This is a genomic window from Microbispora sp. ZYX-F-249 (genome assembly GCF_039649665.1).
GTDB lineage: Bacteria > Actinomycetota > Actinomycetes > Streptosporangiales > Streptosporangiaceae > Microbispora > Microbispora maris.
The window spans coordinates 41,491-61,987 of the sequence record NZ_JBDJAW010000012.1; the positions used below are offsets into that span (position 1 = coordinate 41,491).

20 protein-coding genes and 1 pseudogene are annotated in these 20,497 nt (G+C 72.4%); 9 read left to right on the forward strand and 12 right to left on the reverse strand.

What is annotated here, in order from left to right:
• Positions 1-220 precede the first annotated feature (220 nt).
• A complete protein-coding gene (locus tag AAH991_RS16420; RefSeq protein WP_346226689.1) occupies positions 221-1,801 on the reverse strand; it encodes a pentapeptide repeat-containing protein in 1,581 nt (526 codons plus the stop codon).
• Between the two features lie 134 nt (positions 1,802-1,935).
• On the opposite strand from AAH991_RS16420, the gene AAH991_RS16425 reads away from it, so the two are divergent.
• Entirely contained in the window at positions 1,936-2,799 is an 864-nt protein-coding gene (locus tag AAH991_RS16425; protein WP_346226690.1) for an SDR family oxidoreductase, read from the forward strand.
• Between the two features lie 60 nt (positions 2,800-2,859).
• Here the strand turns inward: AAH991_RS16425 and AAH991_RS16430 are convergent, their stop codons facing one another.
• Together AAH991_RS16430 and AAH991_RS16435 are read right to left on the reverse strand one after the other, a co-directional pair.
• Complete coding sequence (locus tag AAH991_RS16430; RefSeq protein ID WP_346226691.1) at positions 2,860-3,060, reverse strand: DUF3072 domain-containing protein; 201 nt, start codon at positions 3,058-3,060, stop codon at positions 2,860-2,862.
• Between the two features lie 59 nt (positions 3,061-3,119).
• The gene (locus AAH991_RS16435) at positions 3,120-3,656 is read right to left on the reverse strand and encodes a hypothetical protein (RefSeq protein WP_346226692.1); all 537 of its coding nucleotides are present in this window, start codon (positions 3,654-3,656) and stop codon (positions 3,120-3,122) included.
• Positions 3,657-4,036: 380 nt separating this feature from the next.
• On the opposite strand from AAH991_RS16435, the gene AAH991_RS16440 reads away from it, so the two are divergent.
• From AAH991_RS16440 to AAH991_RS16450, 3 genes are read left to right on the forward strand one after another with little or no spacing between them, the layout of a single operon-like run.
• Entirely contained in the window at positions 4,037-4,678 is a 642-nt protein-coding gene (locus AAH991_RS16440; protein ID WP_346226693.1) for a GOLPH3/VPS74 family protein, read from the forward strand.
• 28 nt (positions 4,679-4,706) lie between these two features.
• Positions 4,707-6,179 carry an APC family permease gene (locus AAH991_RS16445; protein ID WP_346226694.1) on the forward strand — a complete coding sequence of 491 codons (1,473 nt, stop codon included), beginning with the start codon at positions 4,707-4,709 and terminating at the stop codon, positions 6,177-6,179.
• On the forward strand, positions 6,176-6,775 hold the full coding sequence (locus tag AAH991_RS16450; protein WP_346226695.1) for a GNAT family N-acetyltransferase: 600 nt from the start codon (positions 6,176-6,178) through the stop codon (positions 6,773-6,775). The genes AAH991_RS16445 and AAH991_RS16450 overlap by 4 nt, the downstream gene beginning before the upstream one ends.
• A 32-nt stretch (positions 6,776-6,807) precedes the next feature.
• On the opposite strand, the gene AAH991_RS16455 is transcribed toward AAH991_RS16450, so the two are convergent.
• The 3 genes from AAH991_RS16455 to AAH991_RS16465 all read right to left on the reverse strand — a co-directional run bounded on the left by AAH991_RS16455 (position 6,808) and on the right by AAH991_RS16465 (position 9,639).
• Positions 6,808-7,068: a winged helix-turn-helix domain-containing protein gene (locus AAH991_RS16455; RefSeq protein WP_346226696.1), complete on the reverse strand. Its 261-nt coding sequence runs from the start codon at positions 7,066-7,068 to the stop codon at positions 6,808-6,810.
• 175 nt (positions 7,069-7,243) lie between these two features.
• On the reverse strand, positions 7,244-8,470 hold the full coding sequence (locus AAH991_RS16460) for an MFS transporter (protein ID WP_346226697.1): 1,227 nt from the start codon (positions 8,468-8,470) through the stop codon (positions 7,244-7,246).
• Between the two features lie 365 nt (positions 8,471-8,835).
• On the reverse strand, positions 8,836-9,639 hold the full coding sequence (locus AAH991_RS16465; protein WP_346226698.1) for a DeoR/GlpR family DNA-binding transcription regulator: 804 nt from the start codon (positions 9,637-9,639) through the stop codon (positions 8,836-8,838).
• A gap of 70 nt (positions 9,640-9,709) precedes the next feature.
• Between AAH991_RS16465 and AAH991_RS16470 the strand changes: the two genes are divergently transcribed.
• Complete coding sequence (locus AAH991_RS16470; protein WP_346226699.1) at positions 9,710-10,690, forward strand: helix-turn-helix transcriptional regulator; 981 nt, start codon at positions 9,710-9,712, stop codon at positions 10,688-10,690.
• A 4-nt stretch (positions 10,691-10,694) separates the two neighbouring features.
• Here the strand turns inward: AAH991_RS16470 and AAH991_RS16475 are convergent, their stop codons facing one another.
• From AAH991_RS16475 to AAH991_RS16500, 6 genes and pseudogenes are all read right to left on the reverse strand, one after another.
• Complete coding sequence (locus tag AAH991_RS16475) at positions 10,695-11,546, reverse strand: helix-turn-helix domain-containing protein (protein WP_346226700.1); 852 nt, start codon at positions 11,544-11,546, stop codon at positions 10,695-10,697.
• 211 nt (positions 11,547-11,757) lie between these two features.
• A pseudogene (locus AAH991_RS16480) lies at positions 11,758-11,832 on the reverse strand (hypothetical protein); the annotation flags it as partial.
• 199 nt (positions 11,833-12,031) lie between these two features.
• Positions 12,032-12,850 carry an alpha/beta fold hydrolase gene (locus tag AAH991_RS16485; protein ID WP_346226701.1) on the reverse strand — a complete coding sequence of 273 codons (819 nt, stop codon included), beginning with the start codon at positions 12,848-12,850 and terminating at the stop codon, positions 12,032-12,034.
• A gap of 335 nt (positions 12,851-13,185) precedes the next feature.
• Positions 13,186-13,482 carry a sulfurtransferase TusA family protein gene (locus AAH991_RS16490; protein WP_346226702.1) on the reverse strand — a complete coding sequence of 99 codons (297 nt, stop codon included), beginning with the start codon at positions 13,480-13,482 and terminating at the stop codon, positions 13,186-13,188.
• 4 nt (positions 13,483-13,486) lie between these two features.
• Positions 13,487-14,803, reverse strand: coding sequence for an erythromycin esterase family protein (locus AAH991_RS16495; protein ID WP_346226703.1), 1,317 nt, complete (start codon positions 14,801-14,803; stop codon positions 13,487-13,489).
• A 130-nt stretch (positions 14,804-14,933) separates the two neighbouring features.
• Positions 14,934-15,539 carry a CatB-related O-acetyltransferase gene (locus AAH991_RS16500; RefSeq protein WP_346226841.1) on the reverse strand — a complete coding sequence of 202 codons (606 nt, stop codon included), beginning with the start codon at positions 15,537-15,539 and terminating at the stop codon, positions 14,934-14,936.
• A gap of 208 nt (positions 15,540-15,747) precedes the next feature.
• On the opposite strand from AAH991_RS16500, the gene AAH991_RS16505 reads away from it, so the two are divergent.
• The 4 genes from AAH991_RS16505 (at position 15,748) to AAH991_RS16520 (ending at position 20,475) form a co-directional block, all read left to right on the forward strand.
• Positions 15,748-16,359, forward strand: coding sequence for a TetR/AcrR family transcriptional regulator (locus AAH991_RS16505; RefSeq protein ID WP_346226704.1), 612 nt, complete (start codon positions 15,748-15,750; stop codon positions 16,357-16,359).
• Positions 16,360-16,887: 528 nt separating this feature from the next.
• The gene (gene helR, locus AAH991_RS16510) at positions 16,888-19,035 is read left to right on the forward strand and encodes an RNA polymerase recycling motor ATPase HelR (protein ID WP_346226705.1); all 2,148 of its coding nucleotides are present in this window, start codon (positions 16,888-16,890) and stop codon (positions 19,033-19,035) included.
• A gap of 60 nt (positions 19,036-19,095) precedes the next feature.
• Positions 19,096-19,734, forward strand: a complete 639-nt coding sequence (locus tag AAH991_RS16515) for a LysE family translocator (protein ID WP_346226707.1) — start codon at positions 19,096-19,098, stop codon at positions 19,732-19,734.
• 9 nt (positions 19,735-19,743) lie between these two features.
• The gene (locus AAH991_RS16520; RefSeq protein WP_346226708.1) at positions 19,744-20,475 is read left to right on the forward strand and encodes an alpha/beta fold hydrolase; all 732 of its coding nucleotides are present in this window, start codon (positions 19,744-19,746) and stop codon (positions 20,473-20,475) included.
• Positions 20,476-20,497: the final 22 nt, after the last annotated feature.

Here is a 20,497-nt window from a genome sequence, read left to right on the forward strand (position 1 = left end):
GCGACGGGAGGTAACGGCTGTAACACTCGTGAACGCTTGCGGGTCTGAGCATCGAAGATTTCGATGCTCGTGGGCAGGCGCCGGGCACACGCCGAGTTCGAGGGGCCGCGGAAGGCCGGCCGGGGACACGCGGCCACGTACGTCACCTGGCCCGACTATTGGGAACCGCAGGGCGGCTCGGGGCGCCCCGCGCCTCAGCGCTGTGCCTCAGCGCTGTGCCTCAGCCGCCGGCGTTGTGCGCCGGGCGGGAGGCGGACGCCGCGGGCCGCACGACCGCGACCCGGGCCCGCTGGACGCCGTGCTTGCCCGCCGGGCGCGCCATGGCGGTCCAGCCCACCGCGCCCGCGGCGAGGGCCGCCACCAGCGTGAGCCACCCGAGGGCCCGCCCCGCGCGCAGGCCGTACCCGCAGGCGAGCCAGTACAGCGAAAGCAGCAGCCTCGCCCGGCCGCGTGCGCTGCCCAGCCGCCGCATCTCCATCGCGCCGAACGCGAAGTCGGCCGCCACCCGCGCGTCGTCGACGCCCGGCCGCAGCCGCTCGTACACGGCCGCCAGGCGCGCCGGGTCGGGTGCGGCGCCGGGTGCGCTGTCCGCGGCGGGGACGGCGGTGCGCCCATCCGCCTCCGGCGGCCAGCCCCGCCACAGGTGCTCGTCGGCGATGACCCGGCGGCGGCTCCACCACCGCACGGGCGGCCAGCCCAGCCGCAGCCCGAGCCCGCCCGGCGGCGCGGCGAACAGGCACTCCCGCAGACGCAGGCCCTCGGGGCGGCGCAGCCCGCCGAGACCGCACCCGCGCAGGTCGGCCCCGGTCAGCGTGAGCACGTCCGCGTCGAGGCCGTCGAGCGAGGTCACGCGCAGCCGCCCGGCGCGACGGGTGACGGCGGACGGCCCGGCCAGCGTCGCGTTCCGCAGGTCGACCTCGGCGTCGGACAGCCGCGCGGTGAGCCGTGCGAGCACGGCCGAGCGCAGCACCACCCGGCACCCGCCGGTGCCGGTGCCGGTGTCGAGGTGCAACGAGGCGCGGGCCCGCACGCCCGCCAGCGACAGCCGCCGCGCGATCCGCATCGGGCCGAGGTAGGCCGCCCCCTCGAAGCGGGCCCCCTGGAAGTCGGCGCCCGACTCCCAGCCCGAGCCGCGGAAGGAGACGGCCCGGTGGAACCGGGCCCCGCGGAATGCGGCGTCCCCGTGGATGACGGCCGCGTCGAACGTGGCGAACCCGTGGAACCGCGTGCCCTGGAACGACGCCGTCCCCGTCCTTCCCGGAGGCGCCCCACCGAACGGTGCCCCGCCGAACCGTGCCCCGCCGAACCGTGCCTCGCTGAACAGGGCGTCGCCGCGCACCGTGACCCGGTCGAAGGCGGCGTGGCCGCCCACTTGGGCGTCGTGCAGGGACAGCTCGCGCAGGAACCGGGCCTGGCGGAAGGAGAGGTTGCGCAGGAACCGGGCTCCGTAGAACGAGGCGAGACGCTCGAAACGGGCGTGGTCGAAGGTCGCGTCACCGGCGAAGACGACCTCGGCGAAGCGGGCCGGGCCGGGGAAGACCGCGTGGTCGAACCTGGCCCGGCCGAGACGGCGCTCCACGCCGTCGAGAACCCGCGTGAGCAGGTCCTCCGGCAGGACGGTGCCGCGCAGGTCGAGGGACTGACCCGGCACCAGGCCCCGCAGGACCCCGGCCGACTCGACCGGCGTGAGGTGCGCCAGGCACCTGCCGTACGGTGCGCAGGCGACGCCGAGGCACTCGGGCACGGCGTCGCAGGTTCTCCAGACCACGTCGAGCGGAGCGATCCGCGACCGGGGTGTCATGGCAACGTCATACCCGATGTCCCATCTCGGGACGTTAAAGCGTGATGGATAGGTAACACTGTGTATCGATCGCGATCGCCCCGGGGGCTCGCCGGCGGCCGTTTGCCCTGGCGGGCCAGGGGTACCCGACGTGCATGTCTGAGCAGCCGAACTCCACACCGCCACCGCAGACGCAGCAGTATCCCGGCCGGACGGGCGAGATGACGCCCGAGCCCAGGGACGAGATGCGCGACTACACCGGACGCGACCTGCTGGCCGGCAAGCGCGCGCTCGTCACCGGCGGCGACTCCGGCATCGGGCGGGCCGTGGCCGTGGCGTTCGCCAAGGAGGGGGCGGACGTCGCGATCGCGTACCTGACCGAGCACGAGGACGCCGAGCACACCAGGAAGCTGGTGGAGCAGGAGGGGCGCCGCTGTGTGACCATCCCGGGCGACCTCGCCGATCCCCGCCACTGCGAGGAGGTCGTCGAGCGCACGGTCCGCGAGCTCGGCGGGATCGACGTGCTGGTGAACAACGTGGCCACGCAGACCCCCGTGCAGTCGCTGGAAGAGCTGCCGGACGAACAGTGGGAGCGCACCTTCGCCGTCAACATCCACAGCTACTTTCGCGTCACCAAGGCCGCGCTGCGGCACATGCCCGAGGGCGGATCGATCGTGAACACCTCGTCGATCAACGGGCTGCGCGGCAACAAGCAGCTGATCGACTACTCCGCGACCAAGGGCGCGATCAACGCGTTCACCTACTCGATGGCCCAGGTGCTGGTCGAACGGGGGATCAGGATCAACGCCGTGGCTCCCGGGCCGGTCTGGACGCCGCTCATCCCGGCCACGTTCCCGGAGGAGAAGGTGGACAAGTTCGGTCAGCAGGTCCCGATGGGCCGCCCGGCGGACCCGGACGAGATCGCTCCCTCGTACGTGTTCTTCGCCGCCAACCGGCTGTCGTCGTACTACACGGGAGAGGTCCTCGCCCCGATCGGCGGCGAGACGCTGCCCGGGTGAGGGCGCCCGAGCATGCCGAAGGGCCGCCCGGGGTCGTCCCGGGCGGCCCTTCGGCTCCGTTCACCCGTTGTCGCTCAGGCGGCGGCTCTGGTCCTGCAGCTCGTCGATCAGCTTGGAGGCCTCGGCCTTGCTGAGTCCCTCCGGCACGTCCCGCCCGGCCTCCCTGGCCAGCGTGCGCAGGTAGGACTCCTGCGGCGCGGTCATCGGCTCGTCCCCCGTCGCCCACTCCTCGGGGTCCTTCTCCACCGGTCCTCGGTCCATGACTCCTCCATTGTCGAACTGCCGTTCGCTCTACCCGTCGTCGTGGCCCGTAACCTGGCTCACCGCGCCGCCGGATGGCGCAGGTAGCGGGCCCGGGTGAGCTCGGAGTCGCCGGGCTCCGACCGCCGCCGCAGCATCCGCGTGGCCAGCACGGCGCCCGTGGCACAGCCCGCGGCCAGCGCCGCCGCGGCGGCGAACACCGAGCCGGTCCGGGTGGACGGAGGCTCCGGCCGTACGGCCCGGGCCCGCCAGGCGCGCAGCCACATCGCCTCGGCCGCCGCGTCGAGGAGATAGGCGGGCCGGATGCGGCCCGCGGGCACGTAGACCAGATCGACGGCGAGCAGCGCCGCCGCCGTGGCCATGCCGAGACGGCGCGCGTGGTCGGCGCCGCCGGGCGCGGACGCGGCGCGGACCTGTGTCCAGCCGATCCCGACGAGCAGCCCGGCGACGGTGCGTTCCAGCCACCGGTCGGTCTTCGCGCCGAACACCTTCTCGAAGCTCGGCATGTGCAGGAGCGGCCACAGCCCGCCCGCGATGTTGAAGAGCCCATGGGCGCGGGCCAGAGCCGCCGCGCTCCTGTCGTCCCGGATCGTCATAGGCCGACGATGCCCGGCCGCAAAACGGACAAACCGCGCTCGGTTCGGCCTGCAGTCCGGGGGTAGGCGCACATCGAGCAGCAGCGGAGGAGGGCGCCATGCCAGGAAATTTCAAGATTCGGCCACTCGGGGGAGCGTCGGGCTGCCTCATGATGATCGTCATCTCGATCGTCGCGTCGATCCTGCTCACGATCCTGGTGAATGTCCTGATCCGCTGACACGTTCCGCACCCGCCGGTGCGACGCGCTGTAATTGCATTACCCGAAAAGCGCATTCCGGTTGGCATAATTTGAGTATCGGGCGGAGAAACGCGAAGTCGCCCACACAATGCGATTTCGTGCGATGACAGATGAAACAATTCGCCTATATGATCGCCGACCGTGGCTGAAAGCGATCTTTCGAGCCCGTCCCTTGTCGATGATCTGTACTTTGTCCTGCACGACGATGTGACGGGTCATCCGTTGCTTCATCCCCGGCTCACGGGCCTGGCGCTGGCCGGCGCGGTCCTCGCCGAGCTGATGCTCGCCGAGCGCGTGGCGTTCGACCTCACCTCGAACCCCGAGCGCCTCCACGCGACGGTCCGGGAGGCAACGGGGGACCCGCTCACCAGCTCGGTGCTCGGTCACGTCATCGCCGAACCGCACCACCCGGTCGGCACGTGGCTGCGCTTCTTCGCCCGGACGATCTACGCCGACGTCACCGCCCGGATGATCGTCGCGAACCTGCTGAAGCCCCCGGTCAGGCACCTGCTGAAGCAGCAGCCCGCGGCCCCGGCGGACATCAACACGGCCGCGTGGCCGCTCGCCCGGCTGAACCTCGCCGTGCAGCGGCGCAAGCCGCCGGCGGTCCGGGACTGCGTCCTGCTGGGGCTCCTGGCCGCGGCCGGCTGCGCGCAGCGGGTCCTGTCCGAGCACGATCCCCGGTTCGTGGCCGCCGTGACCGCCACGCTCCCCGCAGCCCTGCAGCGACTCATCGCCCAGACCAAGGTCGCCGTCGGCGAGGCTGTCATCAGCCGCCGGTGACCTCCGACCCCCTCACACGGAGTTCCAGGTGTCCCTCACAGAGCAACGGCCCAGCGTCGTCAACGCCGCACTGGCCGAGGACCGGCTCGGCGTGCCGTCCATCGTGTTCTTCGTCATCTCCGCGGCGGCGCCGCTGATGGTCGTCGCGGGTTCGGTCCCGACGGCGTACACGGTGACGGGCGTCATCGGCGTCCCGTTCGCGTTCCTGCTGCTGGGCGCCGTCTTCGCGCTCTTCGCCGTCGGATACGTGACCATGGCACGGCACGTGGTGAACGCGGGCGCCTTCTACGCCTACGCCGCCCAGGGGCTCGGCCGGACCCAGGGAGTCGCGACCGCGTGGGTGGCGCTGCTGGCCTACAACGCGCTGCAACTCGGCCTCTACGGCATCATCGGGTCGGCCGCCGAGCCGCTGCTCGTCGGCTGGTTCGGCGGCTCGCCCCCGTGGTGGGTGATCGCGCTCGTGGCCTGGACGCTGACCGGCCTGCTCGGGCTGCTGCGGGTGGACGTCAACGGGAAGATCCTGTCCGTGCTGCTGATCAGCGAGATCGCCATCGTGCTGCTGTTCGACCTCGGCGACGTGACGCACGCGGGCGCGGGCGGGATCAGCTTCGAGGGCTTCAGCCCCGGCGCGCTGTTCGTGCCCGGCGTGGGCGCGGCGCTCGCCACCGTCGTCGCGGGCTTCGCCGGCATCGAGTCGTCGGTGGTCTTCGCCGAGGAGTCCAAGGACCGCCACCGGACCGTGCCGATCGCCACCTACCTGGGCATCGCGATCATCGCCCTGCTGTACTCGTTCTCCGCCTGGGCGCAGACGGTGCCGACCGGGCCGGACGGGATCGTCAAGGCCGCCTCGGAGCAGGGGACCGAGCTCATCTTCAACCAGGCCGCCGCACACCTGGGCTCCGCCGTCTCGACGATCGGCTCGGTGCTGTTCGTGACCAGCAGCATCGCCTGCATGATCGCCTTCCACAACACCACGGCCCGCTACATCTTCGCCCTGGGCCGGGAGAACGTCCTGCCCTCGATCTTCGGCCGTACGTCCGCCCGCACGGCCGCTCCGATCGCCGGCTCGCTGCTGCAGACGGTGCTCGGGCTGATCGTGATCACCGTGTACGCGATCTCCGGCCTCGACCCGGTCACCAAGATGTTCTTCATCTTCGGCACATTCGGCGGTCTCGGGCTGCTGACCCTGCTCACCGTCACCTCGATCTCGGTGATCGTGTTCTTCTCCCGTGATCCGCGGGGGGAGACGACCTGGCGCACCCGCATCGCCCCGGCGCTGGCGATCCTGGCGCTCTGCGTGATCATCGGCCTCACCCTGGTCAACTTCGACACGGTCCTCGGAGTCGAGCCCGACTCGATCCTCCGCTGGATCCTGCCTGGCATCTTCGTCGTCGCGATCATCCTCGGCCTCGTCTGGGGCCGGGTGCTGAAGTCGATCCGGCCCGAGGTGTACGCCAACATCGGACTGGGCGCGCAGGCAGTCGGCGGGGGCGTGAAATGACGGTCGAGATCACCCGGATGACGGACGCGGACGCCGCCGGCGGGCTCATCGCCGACACCTTCCACGTCGACGAGATCACCAGATGGCTCGTCCCGCGGGTGGAGGACCGCCTGCCCATGCAGCGGCGGTTCTTCACCATGTGGGCCGGGCACGCGCTGGAGCACGGCGACGTGTACGGCATCCACGAATCGGGTGAACTGGCCGGTGTGGCGGTCTGGTTCGCCGCGCCGTTCCCCGAGATCCCCGGAGAGCAGGAGGCCATCGCGTCCTTCGCGGGCGACAACGCCGAACGCTACCGCGTCCTCGGAGAGCTGATGGACAAGCTCCACCCCCATGAGCCGCACCACTTCCTGGCGTTCATCGCCCTGGAGCGGGGCAGGACCGGCCGCGGCCTCGGCAGCCTGCTGCTGGAGGAGCACCACCGCAGGCTCGACGCCGAAGGGATCCCGGCCTACCTCGAGGCCAGCAGCGAGGCGAGCCGGCGGCTCTATCTCCGCCACGGCTACACCGACATGCCGGAGCTGCTCCGGATTCCCGGCGGCCCGGTCATGTATCCCATGTGGCGGGAGCCCCGCTCGTCCGGTCAGGCCGGATAGCACCCGCCGGTGGGGACGGGACGGTCGGCCGCTCAGCCGCCGCCCGTCTCCTCGGCGCGGGTGGACACGTACGCCCCCCGCCCCTCGATCGTGTACACGAGGCCCTCGCCGCTGAGCACCTCCACGGCGCGGCGCACGTCCTCGGGGGCGACTCCCTGCTCGCGCACGAGGCGCTCCTCCGGCGGCAGCGGGCGGTCGGGTTCGATGCGGCCCCGCACGATCTCCTCGCGGAGCATCGCCGCGAGCCTCCGGTAGGCCGGGACCGGCTTCTGGGGATCGTTGGTGACGGACACGCCCCACCCCTGCCCGGCCCGTCCCTCTCCAACCCTCGCCCTCGGCCGCGTCCCGAGGGGTGCCCTGCCGGTACACCGCCCCTCGACCGGGCCGCCGAGGGCTACCGGGCCATGGACGAACGCCGCGCCGTCAAGGCGCTGCTCCGGCCCTGACCGGGCACCGTCCCTCCGGCCGTCATCGGGCGGGCTCGGCGTCCCGATCGGCCGCGGGTTCCGGCCGGGGCGAGCGCAGCGCCGGTGCTGCGAGGGCCACGAACAACGCGAGCACGGCGGGCACCAGCAACGCGTACGGGAGGGTGACGGCCTCGGCCAGGCCGCCGATGAGAACGGGCCCGGTGAGGAAACCGGTGTAGCCGAGGCTCGCCACGGCGGCGAGCGCACGGCCCGACTGGGCGGGGTCGCGGTGCCCGGCGGCCGAGAACACCTGGGGGACGATGCACGACAGGCCCGCGCCGAACAGCCCGAACCCCACCACCCCGGCGACGGGGTGACCGACGAGGATCCCGGCCGCGAGACCCACCCCGGCCAGCCCTCCGCAGCAGCGGACCAGCGTGACCGGCCCGAGCCGGGCGGCGAGACGGTCCCCGGCGAACCGGCCGGCCGTCATCATGATCGAGAACGCGGCGTACGCGGCGGCGGCGAAGCCGGGGGAGGAGCCCAGGTTGTCGCGCAGGTAGACCGAGCCCCAGTCGGCCGAGGCGCCCTCTCCGACGAGGCAGCAGAAGGCCAGGACGCCGAGGAACAGCACGGCGCTGTTGACACGCCGCCGCCGTGCCGGGCCGGCCGCGGGGGACGCGACCGGCGCCGCTTCTCGCGCCGGGTCGTCCCGGACGGCCCAGCGCGCGCTCAGCAGGGCGATCAGCAGGATCACCGCGCCCATCGCGGCGAAGGTCACTCCCGGGCTCACCCCGGCGTGGGCGAACAGACCGCCTGCCGACGCCCCCGCGAACCCGCCGACGCTGAACACCGCGTGGAAGGACGACATGATCGGTTTGCCGTAGGCCCGCTCGACCACGACGGCGTTGGCGTTCATGGCCACGTCGAGGGTGCCGTGCACCGCGCCGAACGCGAACAGGGACAGCGCGAGCGCCGGGAGGTTCGGCATGTAGGCGGGGATCACCAGGACGAGCCCCTGGACGAGGGCCATCGGCAGCATGGTCCGGTAGCTGCCGTGCCGGTCCACCAGCCGGCCGACGACCTGCATGCCGGTGATGGCGCCGGCCGCGATGCCGAGCAGTCCCAGGCTGAGCGCGCCGTCGCTGAGCCGCAGGTCCGCCTTGATGGCGGGAATCCTGCTGGTCCACGTGCCGATGGCCATGCCGGACAGCAGGAACAGTCCGTAGACGGCCACGCGCGCGCGTAGGAGCGCCGGGTGGGCGGGGGCGGACAGGGCAGCAACCATGTCGTGCTCCTCGGGGGCACTGGAGGTTCGGAGTGGAAGGTTCTTCTGTGCAGGCCCGGGCGGGGCGTGACCGGGGTGAAGGGCCGGGGCGTGACCGGGGTGAAGGGCCGAGGTGAAGGGCCGGGGTGAAGGTCCGGTGGACGGCGCGGCGGGCCGAGGCCCGCTGCTGCGTGGACGGCCCGTGCCGAATGGTGGTGGCGCGCTGTGCGAACGCTCACATGTGGCGTTCGCGGCGCGCTGCCATGAGGCGGAGGCCGGGTGTTAGGGCGGGCGGGGGAGTGGGGTGGTCGTCTGGTTCGCGTCCGCCCCGGGCCTGTACGGCGCGGACGTGAGCCTGGGCGGAGCGTGCTCGGGGAGGGCGACGCTCAGGTGACGGGGCTGGAATCGGTGGTCGAGACGGGAGCCGAGGCGGGGACGGTCCTCACGGTCACTCCGGCGGCGGTGAGCGCGTCGTGCTGGTCCCGGGGGATGCCCTCGTCGGTGACCACCACGTCGAGCCGGTCGAGGCCGCAGACCGCGCCGAAGGCCGTGCGGGTGAACTTGCCCGAGTCGCACACGACGACGACCCGGCGCGCCGAGGCGATCGCGGCCTGCTTGATCGCCACTTCGGGCAGGTCGTGCGCGGTCAGGCCGTGCTCGGCCGACAGGCCGCAGCAGCCGATCACCGCGGTGTCGAACCGGAGGGCCCTGATCGAGGTCTCGGTGAGCGGCCCGACGAAGTTCAACTCCCCGTGCCGCACCTCCCCGCCGGGCAGGACGAGGCGGACGCGGGGGGCGCCCGTCAGTTCCTGAGCCGCCTGCAGTGCCAGCGGCAGGACGGTCAGGCGGCGCTCGCGCACGGCGCGGGCGACTTCGAGCGCGGTCGTGCCGCCGTCCAGCAGCACGGCCTCGCCGTCGGCCAGCAGGGCGGCGACCTCCGCGCCGATGCGGCGCTTGGCGTCGATCGCCTCCCGTTCTCGCACGCCGAAGGGCGGTTCCTCGCCGCGCAGCAGCAGGCTCAGCGCACCACCGCGGACGCGCCGGACCACTCCCTGCTGGGCGAGCTCGTCGAGGTCGCGCCGGATGGTCATCTCCGACACGCCGTACGCCAGCGCCAGTTCTGCCACGGAGACGCTGTCGGAGGTGCGCAGCGCGTTCATGATGGCCCGGATCCGGTCGGCACTTTCCATGTGTGCATTTGAACACACTGGATGTGCGAAAGCAAATAAATCTACTTTGTAAAGGTGGCACACTGGGCACATGCGCGCGAGCCGGTTGCTGTCCCTGCTGCTCCTGCTGCAGACCCGCGGCAGGATGACCGCCACGGAAATCGCCGAAGAGCTCGAAGTGTCGGTTCGCACGGTCTACCGCGACGTCGAGGCACTGTCGGCCGCCGGCGTGCCCGTCTACGCGGATCGCGGGCCGCTCGGCGGATACCGGCTGCTCGACGGCTACCGCACGCGCCTCAACGGGCTCACCGTGGAGGAGGCGTCGTCCCTGTTCCTGGCCGGCCTGCCGGGCCCGGCCGCCGAGCTGGGGCTCGCCGACTTCGCCGCGGCGGCGGAGCTGAAGCTGCTGGCCGCGCTGCCGCCCGAGCCGCGATCCCACGCGGCCAGGATGCGGGAGAAGTTCCACCTCGACGTGCCGGGCTGGTACCGGGGGGCCGACGAGGCGCCGTTCCTCACGGAGGTCGCGGAGGCCGTCTGGGAGGAGCGGGCGCTGCGGCTGCGCTACCGCCGGTGGGGGCCGACCGAGGTCGATCGGCTGGTGCATCCCTACGGCCTGGTGCTCAAGGGCGGATCCTGGTACCTCGCCGCCGCCTGCGACGGCACGGTGCGCACCTACCGCGTGAGCCGGATCATCGAGGCCGAGGTGCTGCCCGAGCGCTTCGACCGGCCGCCGGACTTCGACCTCGCCGAGTTCTGGCGCGGCTTCGCCGCGGAGTTCGCCGCACGCATGTACACGGCCGAGGCGGTGGTACGGCTCGCGCCGGGAGCCGAGGACCTGCTGCGGTACACCCTCGGCCGCGACGTCGTCGACAAGGCGCTGGCGGACGGGCAGCCGGAGCCCGGCGGCTGGACCTGGCTGACGCTGCCGATCGAGTCCCTCACGCACGCCCGGTGGCTGTTCCTGCGGATGGGCGCCCTCATCGAGGTGCTGGAGCCGGCCGGGCTGCGCGCGCTGATGGCCGAGGCCGTCGCCGACCTGTCCCGCGTGTACGGCGTGGCCCCCGACGGCTGAGCCCTCACCGGAGGTTCCGCGGCCAGGCCCACGCCCTGTCGTCGACCGCCAGAAAAGGCGCACCGGCCACTGCCGCGGGGGAGACCCCGGTGAACGCCACGACGTCCCGGTGCAGATGCGACTGGTCGGTGTAGCCGCAGTCCGCCGCGGCACCGGCCGCGTCCTGCCCGGCGGCCAGACGGTGGACGGCGTGGTCGAAGCGGACCAGTTTCGCGGCACGCTTGGGCTGCAGCCCGATCTGCGAGCGGAACCGGGACCACAGGCGCTTACGGCTCCAGCCGAGTTCGGCCGCCAGCCGGTCGACGCGGACCCTGCCGCGACCGGCGACGATCCGGTGCCAGGCCCAGGCCACCTCGGGGTCCACGGGCGTCCCCGCCTCACGCCGGCGGGCGAGCAGCGCCTCGGTCAGCGCGAAGCGATCCTCCCAGGAGGACAGGCCGCCCAGCCGCTCGCCGATCCGCGCCGCCTCCCGGCCCCACAGGTCCTCAAGAGCCACGACGGCGCCGTCCAGGTCGGCCGGGCGGACACCCAGGACCGCGCGTGCGACCACTGGGGACAGACGCACCTGCACGCACTCGAAGGCCTCCGCCCGCCGCACCCGGGCCGGCCCGAACGCGAGTCCCGCGACGAGACTCCCGCGCCGCTGCCGCCCGGCGTCGTCGACGACGACCGGACCGGCGCCGAACACCAGAGCCAGCGTCACGGCCGGGTGCGGGATCAGCCGGAGGCCGGCCGGGGTCATGCCCCGGTCGCGGAACCCGGCCATGGTAACCCCGGCCATCCGGCCGGGCCGTGCCGGGCGTGCGACGTCCCACACCGCCGCGTCGTCGTGACGTACGCGCACGCCGGAACCCATGACCCGATGCTAGACGCCGGGGGGAAGGTCCGTTGTGGGGCGGCATGCCGCACGAAAGCCGGGGATGCGTTCGCCATCCTTCGCCGGGCTGGGCCGGCGATGAAGCCGGCCACGCGACGTCGTCGACCGCGAGCCACGGCGCGACGGCCAGGGCCGTGGGCGTGAGCCCGGCAAACGTCGTGACCTCGCGGTGCAGGTGGGACTGGTCGACATAGCCGCTCTCGGCGGCAACGCGGGCGGCAGTGTGGCCCGCCGCGAGCAGGTGGGCGGCGTGGTCGAAGCGCACCAGCCGGGCGGCGCGTTTTGGGTGTGATGCCGAGCTGGGACCGGAAGCGGGACCACAGGCGCTTGCGGCTCCAGCCGACCTCGTCCGCCAGGCCGTCGACCCGCACCCGCCCCCGGCTGGTGAGCGTCCGCCGCCAGACGTAGGCGACCTGCGGATCGACCGGTGGGTGGGCGCCCAGCCGCCATCTAGGCATCAGGGGTCACGGGTTGTCGGCGGTCGTTGCCGTGAAGCGCAGCAGTAGTTCGCTGGTCGTCTCGGGCGCTTCCATCATGGGGAGGTGCCCGACGCCGGGCAGCAGCTCGACCCGTGCGTTCGGCACCGCGTCGTACCGGTGCGCCGACGACGGCTCCCAACGGGGGTCGGCAGAGCCGAAGATCACCTGAACGGGGACCCGGAGGGCGGCCAGGCGCTCGGGCACGCTCCGTGCGGCGATGTAGGCGGTGTTGCGGCGCAGGACCGTTCTCATCACGCGGTAGGTGATGCTCCGTACGTCGGCGACCACGTCGTCCGGGAGGTCCACCGGGCGGACGGCCGTCGCACTGATCCCCTTGCGGATCATCGCATCCGAACGCCTCGGCCACAGGAGCGGGCCCAACGGCGGGGCCAGCAGGAGCCGAAGGACGAACGGCTGCCGAAGGAGCGCATCCGGGCTCGGGCCGCTACTGATCAGTGCAAGCGAACCCACGAGGTCGGGACGTTGTTCGGCAAGCGCGGTGGCGACGTAGCCGCCGCTGGAGTGCCCGGCCACGGCGACGTGACGAAGGCCGAGGTCGTCCAGCAGCGCCGCCACCTGGCCCGCCTGCGCGGGCACGTCGTAGGACGGCGCGGGCGGGGACTGGCCGCAGCCCGGCAGGTCGACCCGGATGAGGTGATGGTGGGCGGCCAGTGCCGGGACCATCGGGCTCCAGAAGCCGCTTGAGGCCCCCGATCCGTGGATGAGCAGCAACGGCGGCGCCTGCCGCGGGCCGTCATGGACCACGTGCATCCGATGGGAGTGCTCGATGTCGTACTCACTCATGCGGAGACTATGCACGGGCGGTCGACTATCCATCTTGGACAAATGTTCCCGCAGAGTAGATGACCGACGGTGCCACCCCTCAGCCGCGTCACCAACCTCCCCGGGGAGTGCACCCAGCGGTTCGCCCGATACTCCGGCTCATTTCCGCCTCGTTCAGCCGTCGCGCGTGCCGTCCAGGTCTGGATCGCGGCCACGACGGGTGCGGTGGGCAACGCGGCAGGCCCCCGATGAACGGGCGCGGCAGCTTACCGTCGACCCGGCCCCGCAGGCGCTGCTGGTGTGGGGCCCGTGCCAGGCGATGACGTGAAATCGAGCGCATGCGCCGAGAGCGGGAGTCAGTCCTGCCGGGTGTGCCAGGGTTTGCTCGGCTGGGTGGGGCGTACACGAGCGCCGATCTTGACCGCGTACACCGGCCGGCCGCCGGGGACGGGCCCGAGGTAGGTGTGCCCGGTGGTGTGGCACCAGGCGGGCAGGTCCAGGGGTGCGGCCGGGTCGGTGGCGATGATGTGCACGACGCGGCCGGGTCGCAGACCGTCGATGGCGGCGCGCAGGCGCAGCAGGAGGGTGACGCACAGCAGCCCGGTGCCGTCGACGATCAGGTCGGCTTCGGCGGGCGCCTGGTGATGGGTCATTCGCTCATCCTCCTCGACGGCCTCCTCGACCCCCGAGACCGTCGGCCACGGTTGAGGCCGGGACGTTGAGGATCGCGTCGAACGCTTCGAGGACGGGAGTGTGCAGGTAGGCGCTCTGTATCCGGATACGGTCGGGACCCGGGGCGAGGCCGGCGTCACCGGGGATGCCGGGGCGTGCCCGGCGCAGATCGGCGAGGCCGAGCCCGAGACCGGCATCGGCGAACGCGGCCTCGACACTGCCCTGCTCGGGCGGCTCCAGCTCGGTGTTCTCGACGGTGAAACCGAAGCGCGCGTTCTCGTCCGGGCGCATGTCGGCGGTGTGCCCGGCGATGCTCGTCAGCGCGAGTGCGACGTAGTCATCCCCCAGGGAGCGGTGCAGATGCTGTCCCATGGGCAGCCCGGTGAGGTGACCGTGGAAAGACACCGGCGTCTTCTGGATGTGGGCGTTGTGGGCCGCCAGCACAACGCGGGTCCCGGGGGCGAAGCGCTGCAGGTGCCACAGGACGGAACCGGCCATGTAGACGTCCCGGGCCGAGGTGTCGGCGGTCAGACCGGTGCCGGCGTACAGGCCGGCCATGGCGCGGAAGCCGTAGTCGGCGTGGCAGGCGGCCTCCAGGCAACGCAGGGCGACGTCATAACGGTGCCGGTCCCCGCGGGAGACGTACAGCGCTTCGACGGCGCGGAACCGGATAAGCAGACGCAGCAGAGCCGCGGTGAGAGCGTCCTGCTCGGCGGTGGGCAGGCGGGACCACGCAGGTGCGGCGGACGCGGCGGAGGGGCCGGCGAACGATCCGGCGATCCGCGTCGCCGTCTCGACCATCGGCAGGGTCTCGGGGTCGATTTCGTGCAGGTAGTCGGCGACCGGGGTCAGGGCGGGCAGCAGGGACCCACCCGCCGCGGGAATGTCGATCCCGGCGAAACGCACCGGTGGCGAGGCCGTGCGGTTGTGCCGGCGGATCCAGCGCAGGGGATCGTCGAGTCCCACGGGGATCGCCGCGTCCAGGTGGGTCGCCAGGTCGTCGTCCGTCCCCTCACCCCGGGCCCAGGCGTCGAGGGGGAAGCCCTCGCTGAAGCCGTACTCGAAGGCCAGGACGGTGAAACCGCAGCGTTCGACGAGGAACCGCAGGATGCGCTGCCGCATGAGTGCGAACTCGGTGATGAAGTGGGAGTTCTCGCCGATCGCGACGACGCGCGCATCGCCGATGATGCCGCGCAGCGGCTCCAGGTCGTCGAGCGGCGCCTCGGCGTCGAGGTGGGCGAGCGGGACGGCGTGGGAGCGCAGCCAGTCGGCGAACGTGGTGTGGTGAGGCGAAGCGGGCATGCGGGCAGCTCGATTCTCGGTGCTGGGATGTGGTGGGTTCGCCGGCGAGGGAATGGCCACCGCACGTCGGGCAGGCGCCGGGGGCCGGGGACACGAGGGTGACGCCGCCCGGCCTCGCCGCCGTATGGCGTCATCGTGAAGGAGCGGCCTTCTCGAGGTCGTCGACGCCGCCGGACATGATCGTACGGATGTGCTCGGTGATGTGCCGGACCGGCCAGTCCCACCAGGCCAGGGCGAGGAGGCGATCGACGTCCGCGTCGCCGTAGCGGCGGCGGATGAGCCGGGCGGGGTTGCCGCCGACGACGCCGTAGTCGGGGACGTCGTCGACGACCACGGAACCGGAGGCGACGATCGCTCCGTGGCCGATGCGGACGCCGGGCATCACCATGGCCCGGTAGCCGAGCCAGACGTCGTGGCCCACGACGGTGTCTCCCCGCCCGGGCAGGCCGGTGATGAGGTCGAAGTGCTCGGCCCAGGAACCGCCCATGATCGGGAATGGGAAGGTCGAGGGGCCGTCCATGCGATGGTTGGCGCCGTTCATGATGAACCGCACCCCCTCGCCCAGCGCGCAGAACTTGCCGATGACCAGCTTCTCCGGCCCGTAGTGGTACAGCACGTTGCGGGTCTCGAACGCCGTCGGGTCGTCAGGGTCGTCGTAGTAGGAGAACTCGCCGACCTCGATCAGCGGGGAGGTGATCAGCGGCTTCAGCAGCACCACCCGCGGCTGCTCGGGCATCGGATGCAGCGCGGTCGGGTCGGGGGGAGTGGGCGGCGTCACGGATCACTTCCTTCGGCACAGGTTCCTCGCCCTGATCGCGTCGTTCGGGGTGGTAACTAACGCGACAGATGATGCATTAGGATGCTGCCACACCAGCGATCGATTGAGCAAACCCGGACTGATCACGATGACCTCCGCACCACCACGACCCGAGGAAACCGGACCGGTGCCGCCGCCCCGCCGCCGGCCCGGAGGCCGCACCGCCCGGACCCGTGCGCAGGTGCTCGACGCGGTCCTGGCCGAGCTCGGCGAACACGGTTACGACGGGCTCACCATGGAGGCCGTCGCCGCCCGGGCCGGCGTGCACCGCGCGACGGTGTACCGGCGCTGGGAAGACGTCGGCGGCCTGCTCGCCGACGTCCTGGACGCGGCGGGCGACGACGCCTGGCGGCCTCCGGACACCGGCTCCCTGACAGGAGACCTGGCGGCGTTGAACCATGAGATCCAGGACGCCTTGACCGCACAGCCGCCGATCATGGCAGCCCTGATCGCCGCCTCGTTCCGCTCCGAGAAGGCCGCACACGCCCAGCGACGGCTCTGGGAGGACCGCTACGCCCGCTGCGAGATCGTCGTCAGCAGGGCCGTCCGGCGCGGAGAACTCCCGCCGCACACCGACGCGCGGCGGCTGCTCATCGCCTCCACCGCGCCGCTGTACCACGAGCTGGTGCTCCTGCGGACACCACCCGACCCGCACCTGCCCGACGACGCGGCGAGAACCGCCGCACTCGCCGCGGCGGCCGGCGCCTTCGCCGAGCCCCCGTCGGCGAGCGGCACCTGAGCGGGGACCGCGCCGGGCCGGGGCCGAGCTCGCGTGACGCGTTTCCACGAGGGCGGGGGATCCGGCTCCGCTTCACGGCACGAGCCGGCGAGCCGGGAAAAGCGGTGAACGCGCGCGAGGCGATCACCGCACGGAAAAACGCCCAGACAGAGAACGCACAGAAAAAGGGGACTCACCGGTCCCCTCCACTCTCAACGTATAGCGCACGGGGGGTCTTGCGGCAAGACCCGGGTCGTACCGCAGAATCGTCGGCCTGAGGCCGGAGCCTGCGAAGACGGGGGAGCGCGAGATGCGCGTGTTGTTGTCGACCCACGGGTCATTCGGGGACGCCGAACCGGCGGCGGCTGAACCGGCGCCCGCGTGAACCACCCGGTCCCGCCGTCCAGGACCCGGAGCACGAGACCTCCAGGCCCCGGCGACCGGCCGCAAGCCGCTGAAAGACCGCCAGGCGGAGCCACTCGTCACGCCCGGCCCGCCGCCTTGCCGCGCGTGATGGTCGCGAAGCGACCGCAGATCGGAGCTGATCACGTGAACCCTTTGACCACCAGCGCCTTCGACCTTTCCGAACGCCTGTCCCACAAAGCGGACCCGGCGCTGATCTCCGCCGACGAGCGGCACCTCGCCGCCGTCGCGGAGACCCTCGAGCAGTCGATCGCCGAGCTGTCCGCCCGCCTCGACGCCGAGCTCAGGGCGCCCGGTGGCCTGGGCCGGCAGGCGCTGGACCGGGACCTGGAGATCCACCGGCTGACCGCCCGTCTGCGCCTGCTGCGCCGCTTCGGCCTCGACCTGTGCCTGGGACGCATGGTCGCCGCGGACGGCTCCGAGCCGGTGTACGTCGGTCGGCTCGGCCTCACGGACGCCGCGGGTCGCCGCCTGCTGCTCGACTGGCGCTCCCCGGCGGCCGAGCCGTTCTTCGGAGCCACCCACGCCAACCCGATGGGCCTGGCCAGCCGCCGCAGGTATCGCTGGACCCGCGGCCGGGTCGGCGACTACTGGGACGAGGTGTTCACCCCGGCCGGACTGGAAGGGCACGCGGCGCTGGACGACCAGTCCGCGTTCATCGCCAGCCTGGGCGGCAGCCGGTCGGGACGGATGCGGGACGTGCTCGGCACCATCCAGGCCGACCAGGACGCCGTCATCCGCGCGGGGTCCCGGGGCGCTCTCGTCGTCGACGGCGGTCCGGGCACGGGGAAGACCGTGGTCGCCCTGCACCGCTCCGCCTACCTCCTCTACTCCGATCCCCGTCTCGGGCACCGCAGGGGCGGGGTGCTGTTCGTGGGTCCGCACCAGCCCTACCTGGCCTACGTCGCCGACGTCCTGCCCAGCCTCGGCGAGGAGGGTGTGCAGACCTGCACCCTGCGGGACCTCGTCGCGGAGGGCGCCACGGCCGCGATCGAGACCGACCCGGACGTGGCCCGCCTGAAGTCGTCCGCGGATCTGGTGAAGGCGATCGAACCGGCCGTCAGGTTCTACGAGAACCCCCCCACCGAGGGGATGACGGTGACGACCCCCTGGTCCGAGGTCTGGCTGAGCCCCGACGACTGGGCCGAGGCGTTCGACGCGCCGGAACCGGGCACCCCGCACAACGAGGCGCGGGACCGGATCTGGGAGGAGCTGGTCACGATCCTGGTGGACAAGCACGACGAGGAGGCGCCGGCCGAGCTGGTCCGCAGGTCGCTGCTGCGCAACAGGGAGCTGCTGACGACCGTCAACCGCGCGTGGCCGCTGATCGAAGCGGCCGACCTCGTCGGAGACCTGTGGTCGGTGCCCGCCTATCTGCGGCTGTGCGCGCCCTGGCTCGGTCCCGAGGAGGTCAGGAAGCTGCAGCGTACGGACGCCCAGGCGTGGACCGTGTCCGATCTGCCGCTCCTGGACGCCGCACGGCAGCGGCTCGGTGATCCGGAGGCGTCCCGGCGCAAGCGCAGCCATGACGCCGCCGTCGCCGCCCAGCGTGAGCAGATGGCGCGGGTCGCCGAGGACCTGATCGAGGCCGACGACTCCGAGATGCTCGTGATGTCGATGCTGCGCGGACAGGACATGCAGGACGCCCTGGTCGACGAGGCCGCGCTGTCCGGCCCCGATCCGGACCGGCTCGCCGGCCCGTTCGCCCACATCGTCGTGGACGAGGCCCAGGAACTCACCGACGCGGAGTGGCAGATGCTGCTGCTGCGCTGCCCGTCCCGGAGCTTCACGATCGTCGGGGACCGCGCCCAGGCCAGGCACGGGTTCACCGAGTCGTGGCGCGAACGGCTCGAACGGATCGGGCTCGACCGGATCACCCTGGCCACCCTGAGCATCAACTACCGGACGCCGAAGGAGGTCATGGCGGAGGCCGAGCCGGTCATCCGGGCCGTGCTCCCGGACGCCAACGTGCCGGTCTCCATCCGCGGCAGCGGCGTCCCCGTGGTCCACGGATCGGCCTCGGAGCTGGGCCCGATCCTCGACGCCTGGCTCGCCGAACACGCCGACGGAGTCGCCTGCGTCATCGGGGATCCATCCTTCCGGGAGACGCCCCGTGTCCGTTCACTCACCCCCGAGCTGGCGAAGGGGCTCGAGTTCGACCTGGTCGTCCTCGTCGACCCGGACAGGTTCGGCGAGGGCGTCGAAGGCGCGGTCGACCGCTACGTCGCGATGACGCGCGCGACCCAGCGGCTCGTCATCCTCACCGGCGCCTGACGCCGGAGCCGGCCGGCAAACGAGTTGCGGCGCTGCGGCCCGCGCCGCGACGATGGCCGGGTGATCTGGCTCGCATTCGCCGGCTCCTGCTTCCTGCTCGCGATGATCCCGGGAGTCAGCACCGCGGTCATCCTGCGGCAGACGCTCAGAGCCGGGCGGTCCTCCGGGGTGGCCGCGCTGCTCGGCAACGAGACCGGCATCTTCCTGTGGTCCATGGCCGCCGTGTCCGGGCTGTCCGCGCTCGTCGTGGCCTCCGAGGTCGCGTACGGCGCGATGAAGGCGGTGGGCGCGGCGCTGCTGGTCCTGATGGGCGTGCAGTCGCTGTGGAAGGCCAGACGCGCGCCGGTGGCACTCGACGCGTCCGCGCCAGGCGACGGGGACGAGGCGCGGACGGCCGCCGGGTGGCGCCGCTCGTACGCGCTGGGGCTCGCCACCTGTGGCGCCAACCCCAAGGCCGCCGTGTTCGCGATGTCGTTCCTGCCGCAGTTCGTGCCGCAGGGCGCACATGTGCCGCTGACGCTGACGTTGCTCGCGGTGGTCTGGGTGGTCGTGGACGTGATCTGGTACGTCGGCATGATCTGGCTGGTCGGCCGGGCCGGCGCGGTGCTGGGCAGGCCCGCGGTGCGCCGCCGGCTCGAACAGGTGTCGGGGGTGGTGCTGGTGGCGCTCGGCCTCCGGGTGGCGGTGGAGGCCCGATGACGATCTGGCATGAGGAGCGGGGCTCCGGTGATCCCGTCGTCCTGCTGCACTCCAGCGTCGCCGACTCGGGCATGTGGGATCCCCAGTGGCAGCCGCTGGGGGAGAGGTTCCACGTGGTCCGGCCCGACTTCCGGGGCCACGGGAGGACGCCGTACGCCGCGGAGGGGCCGTACTCGGACGCGGGCGACGTCGCGGACCTGCTCGCTGCGCTCGGGCTGCGCCGGGGTCGCGCTCGTCGGATCGTCGTACGGCGGCCGGGTGGCGCTGGAGCTGGCGACGGGGCATCCCGATCTCGTCGCGCGGCTGGTGCTCCTGAACGCGGGCTGCGGCCTGCCGCCGACACCCGACCTGGAGGCGTTCGGTTCGGAGGAGGACCGGCTGATCGAGGCGGGCGACGTCGGGGGAGCGGTGGACCTCAACGTCCGCACGTGGCTCGGCCCTGAGGCGGACCAGGCGGTCGGGATGCGGCTGGCGGCGATGCAGCGTCACGCGTTCGAGGTGCAACTGGCCGCCGACCCCGAGCCCGAGCGGGGGAGGGATCCGATCGACCTGCCGGCGGTCACCGCGCCGGCGCTGGTGGTCGTCGGCGGCCACGACCTGCCGTACTTCCGGGGGAGCGGACGGCATATCGCGGAGACGATGCCGCACGCAACGCTGCTCGACCTCGACTGGGCCGGTCACCTGCCGAGCCTGGAACGCCCGGCCGAGATCACGAGCCTGCTGTGCGACTTCCTGTCCTGATCTACATTGTAAAGGCGCTCGG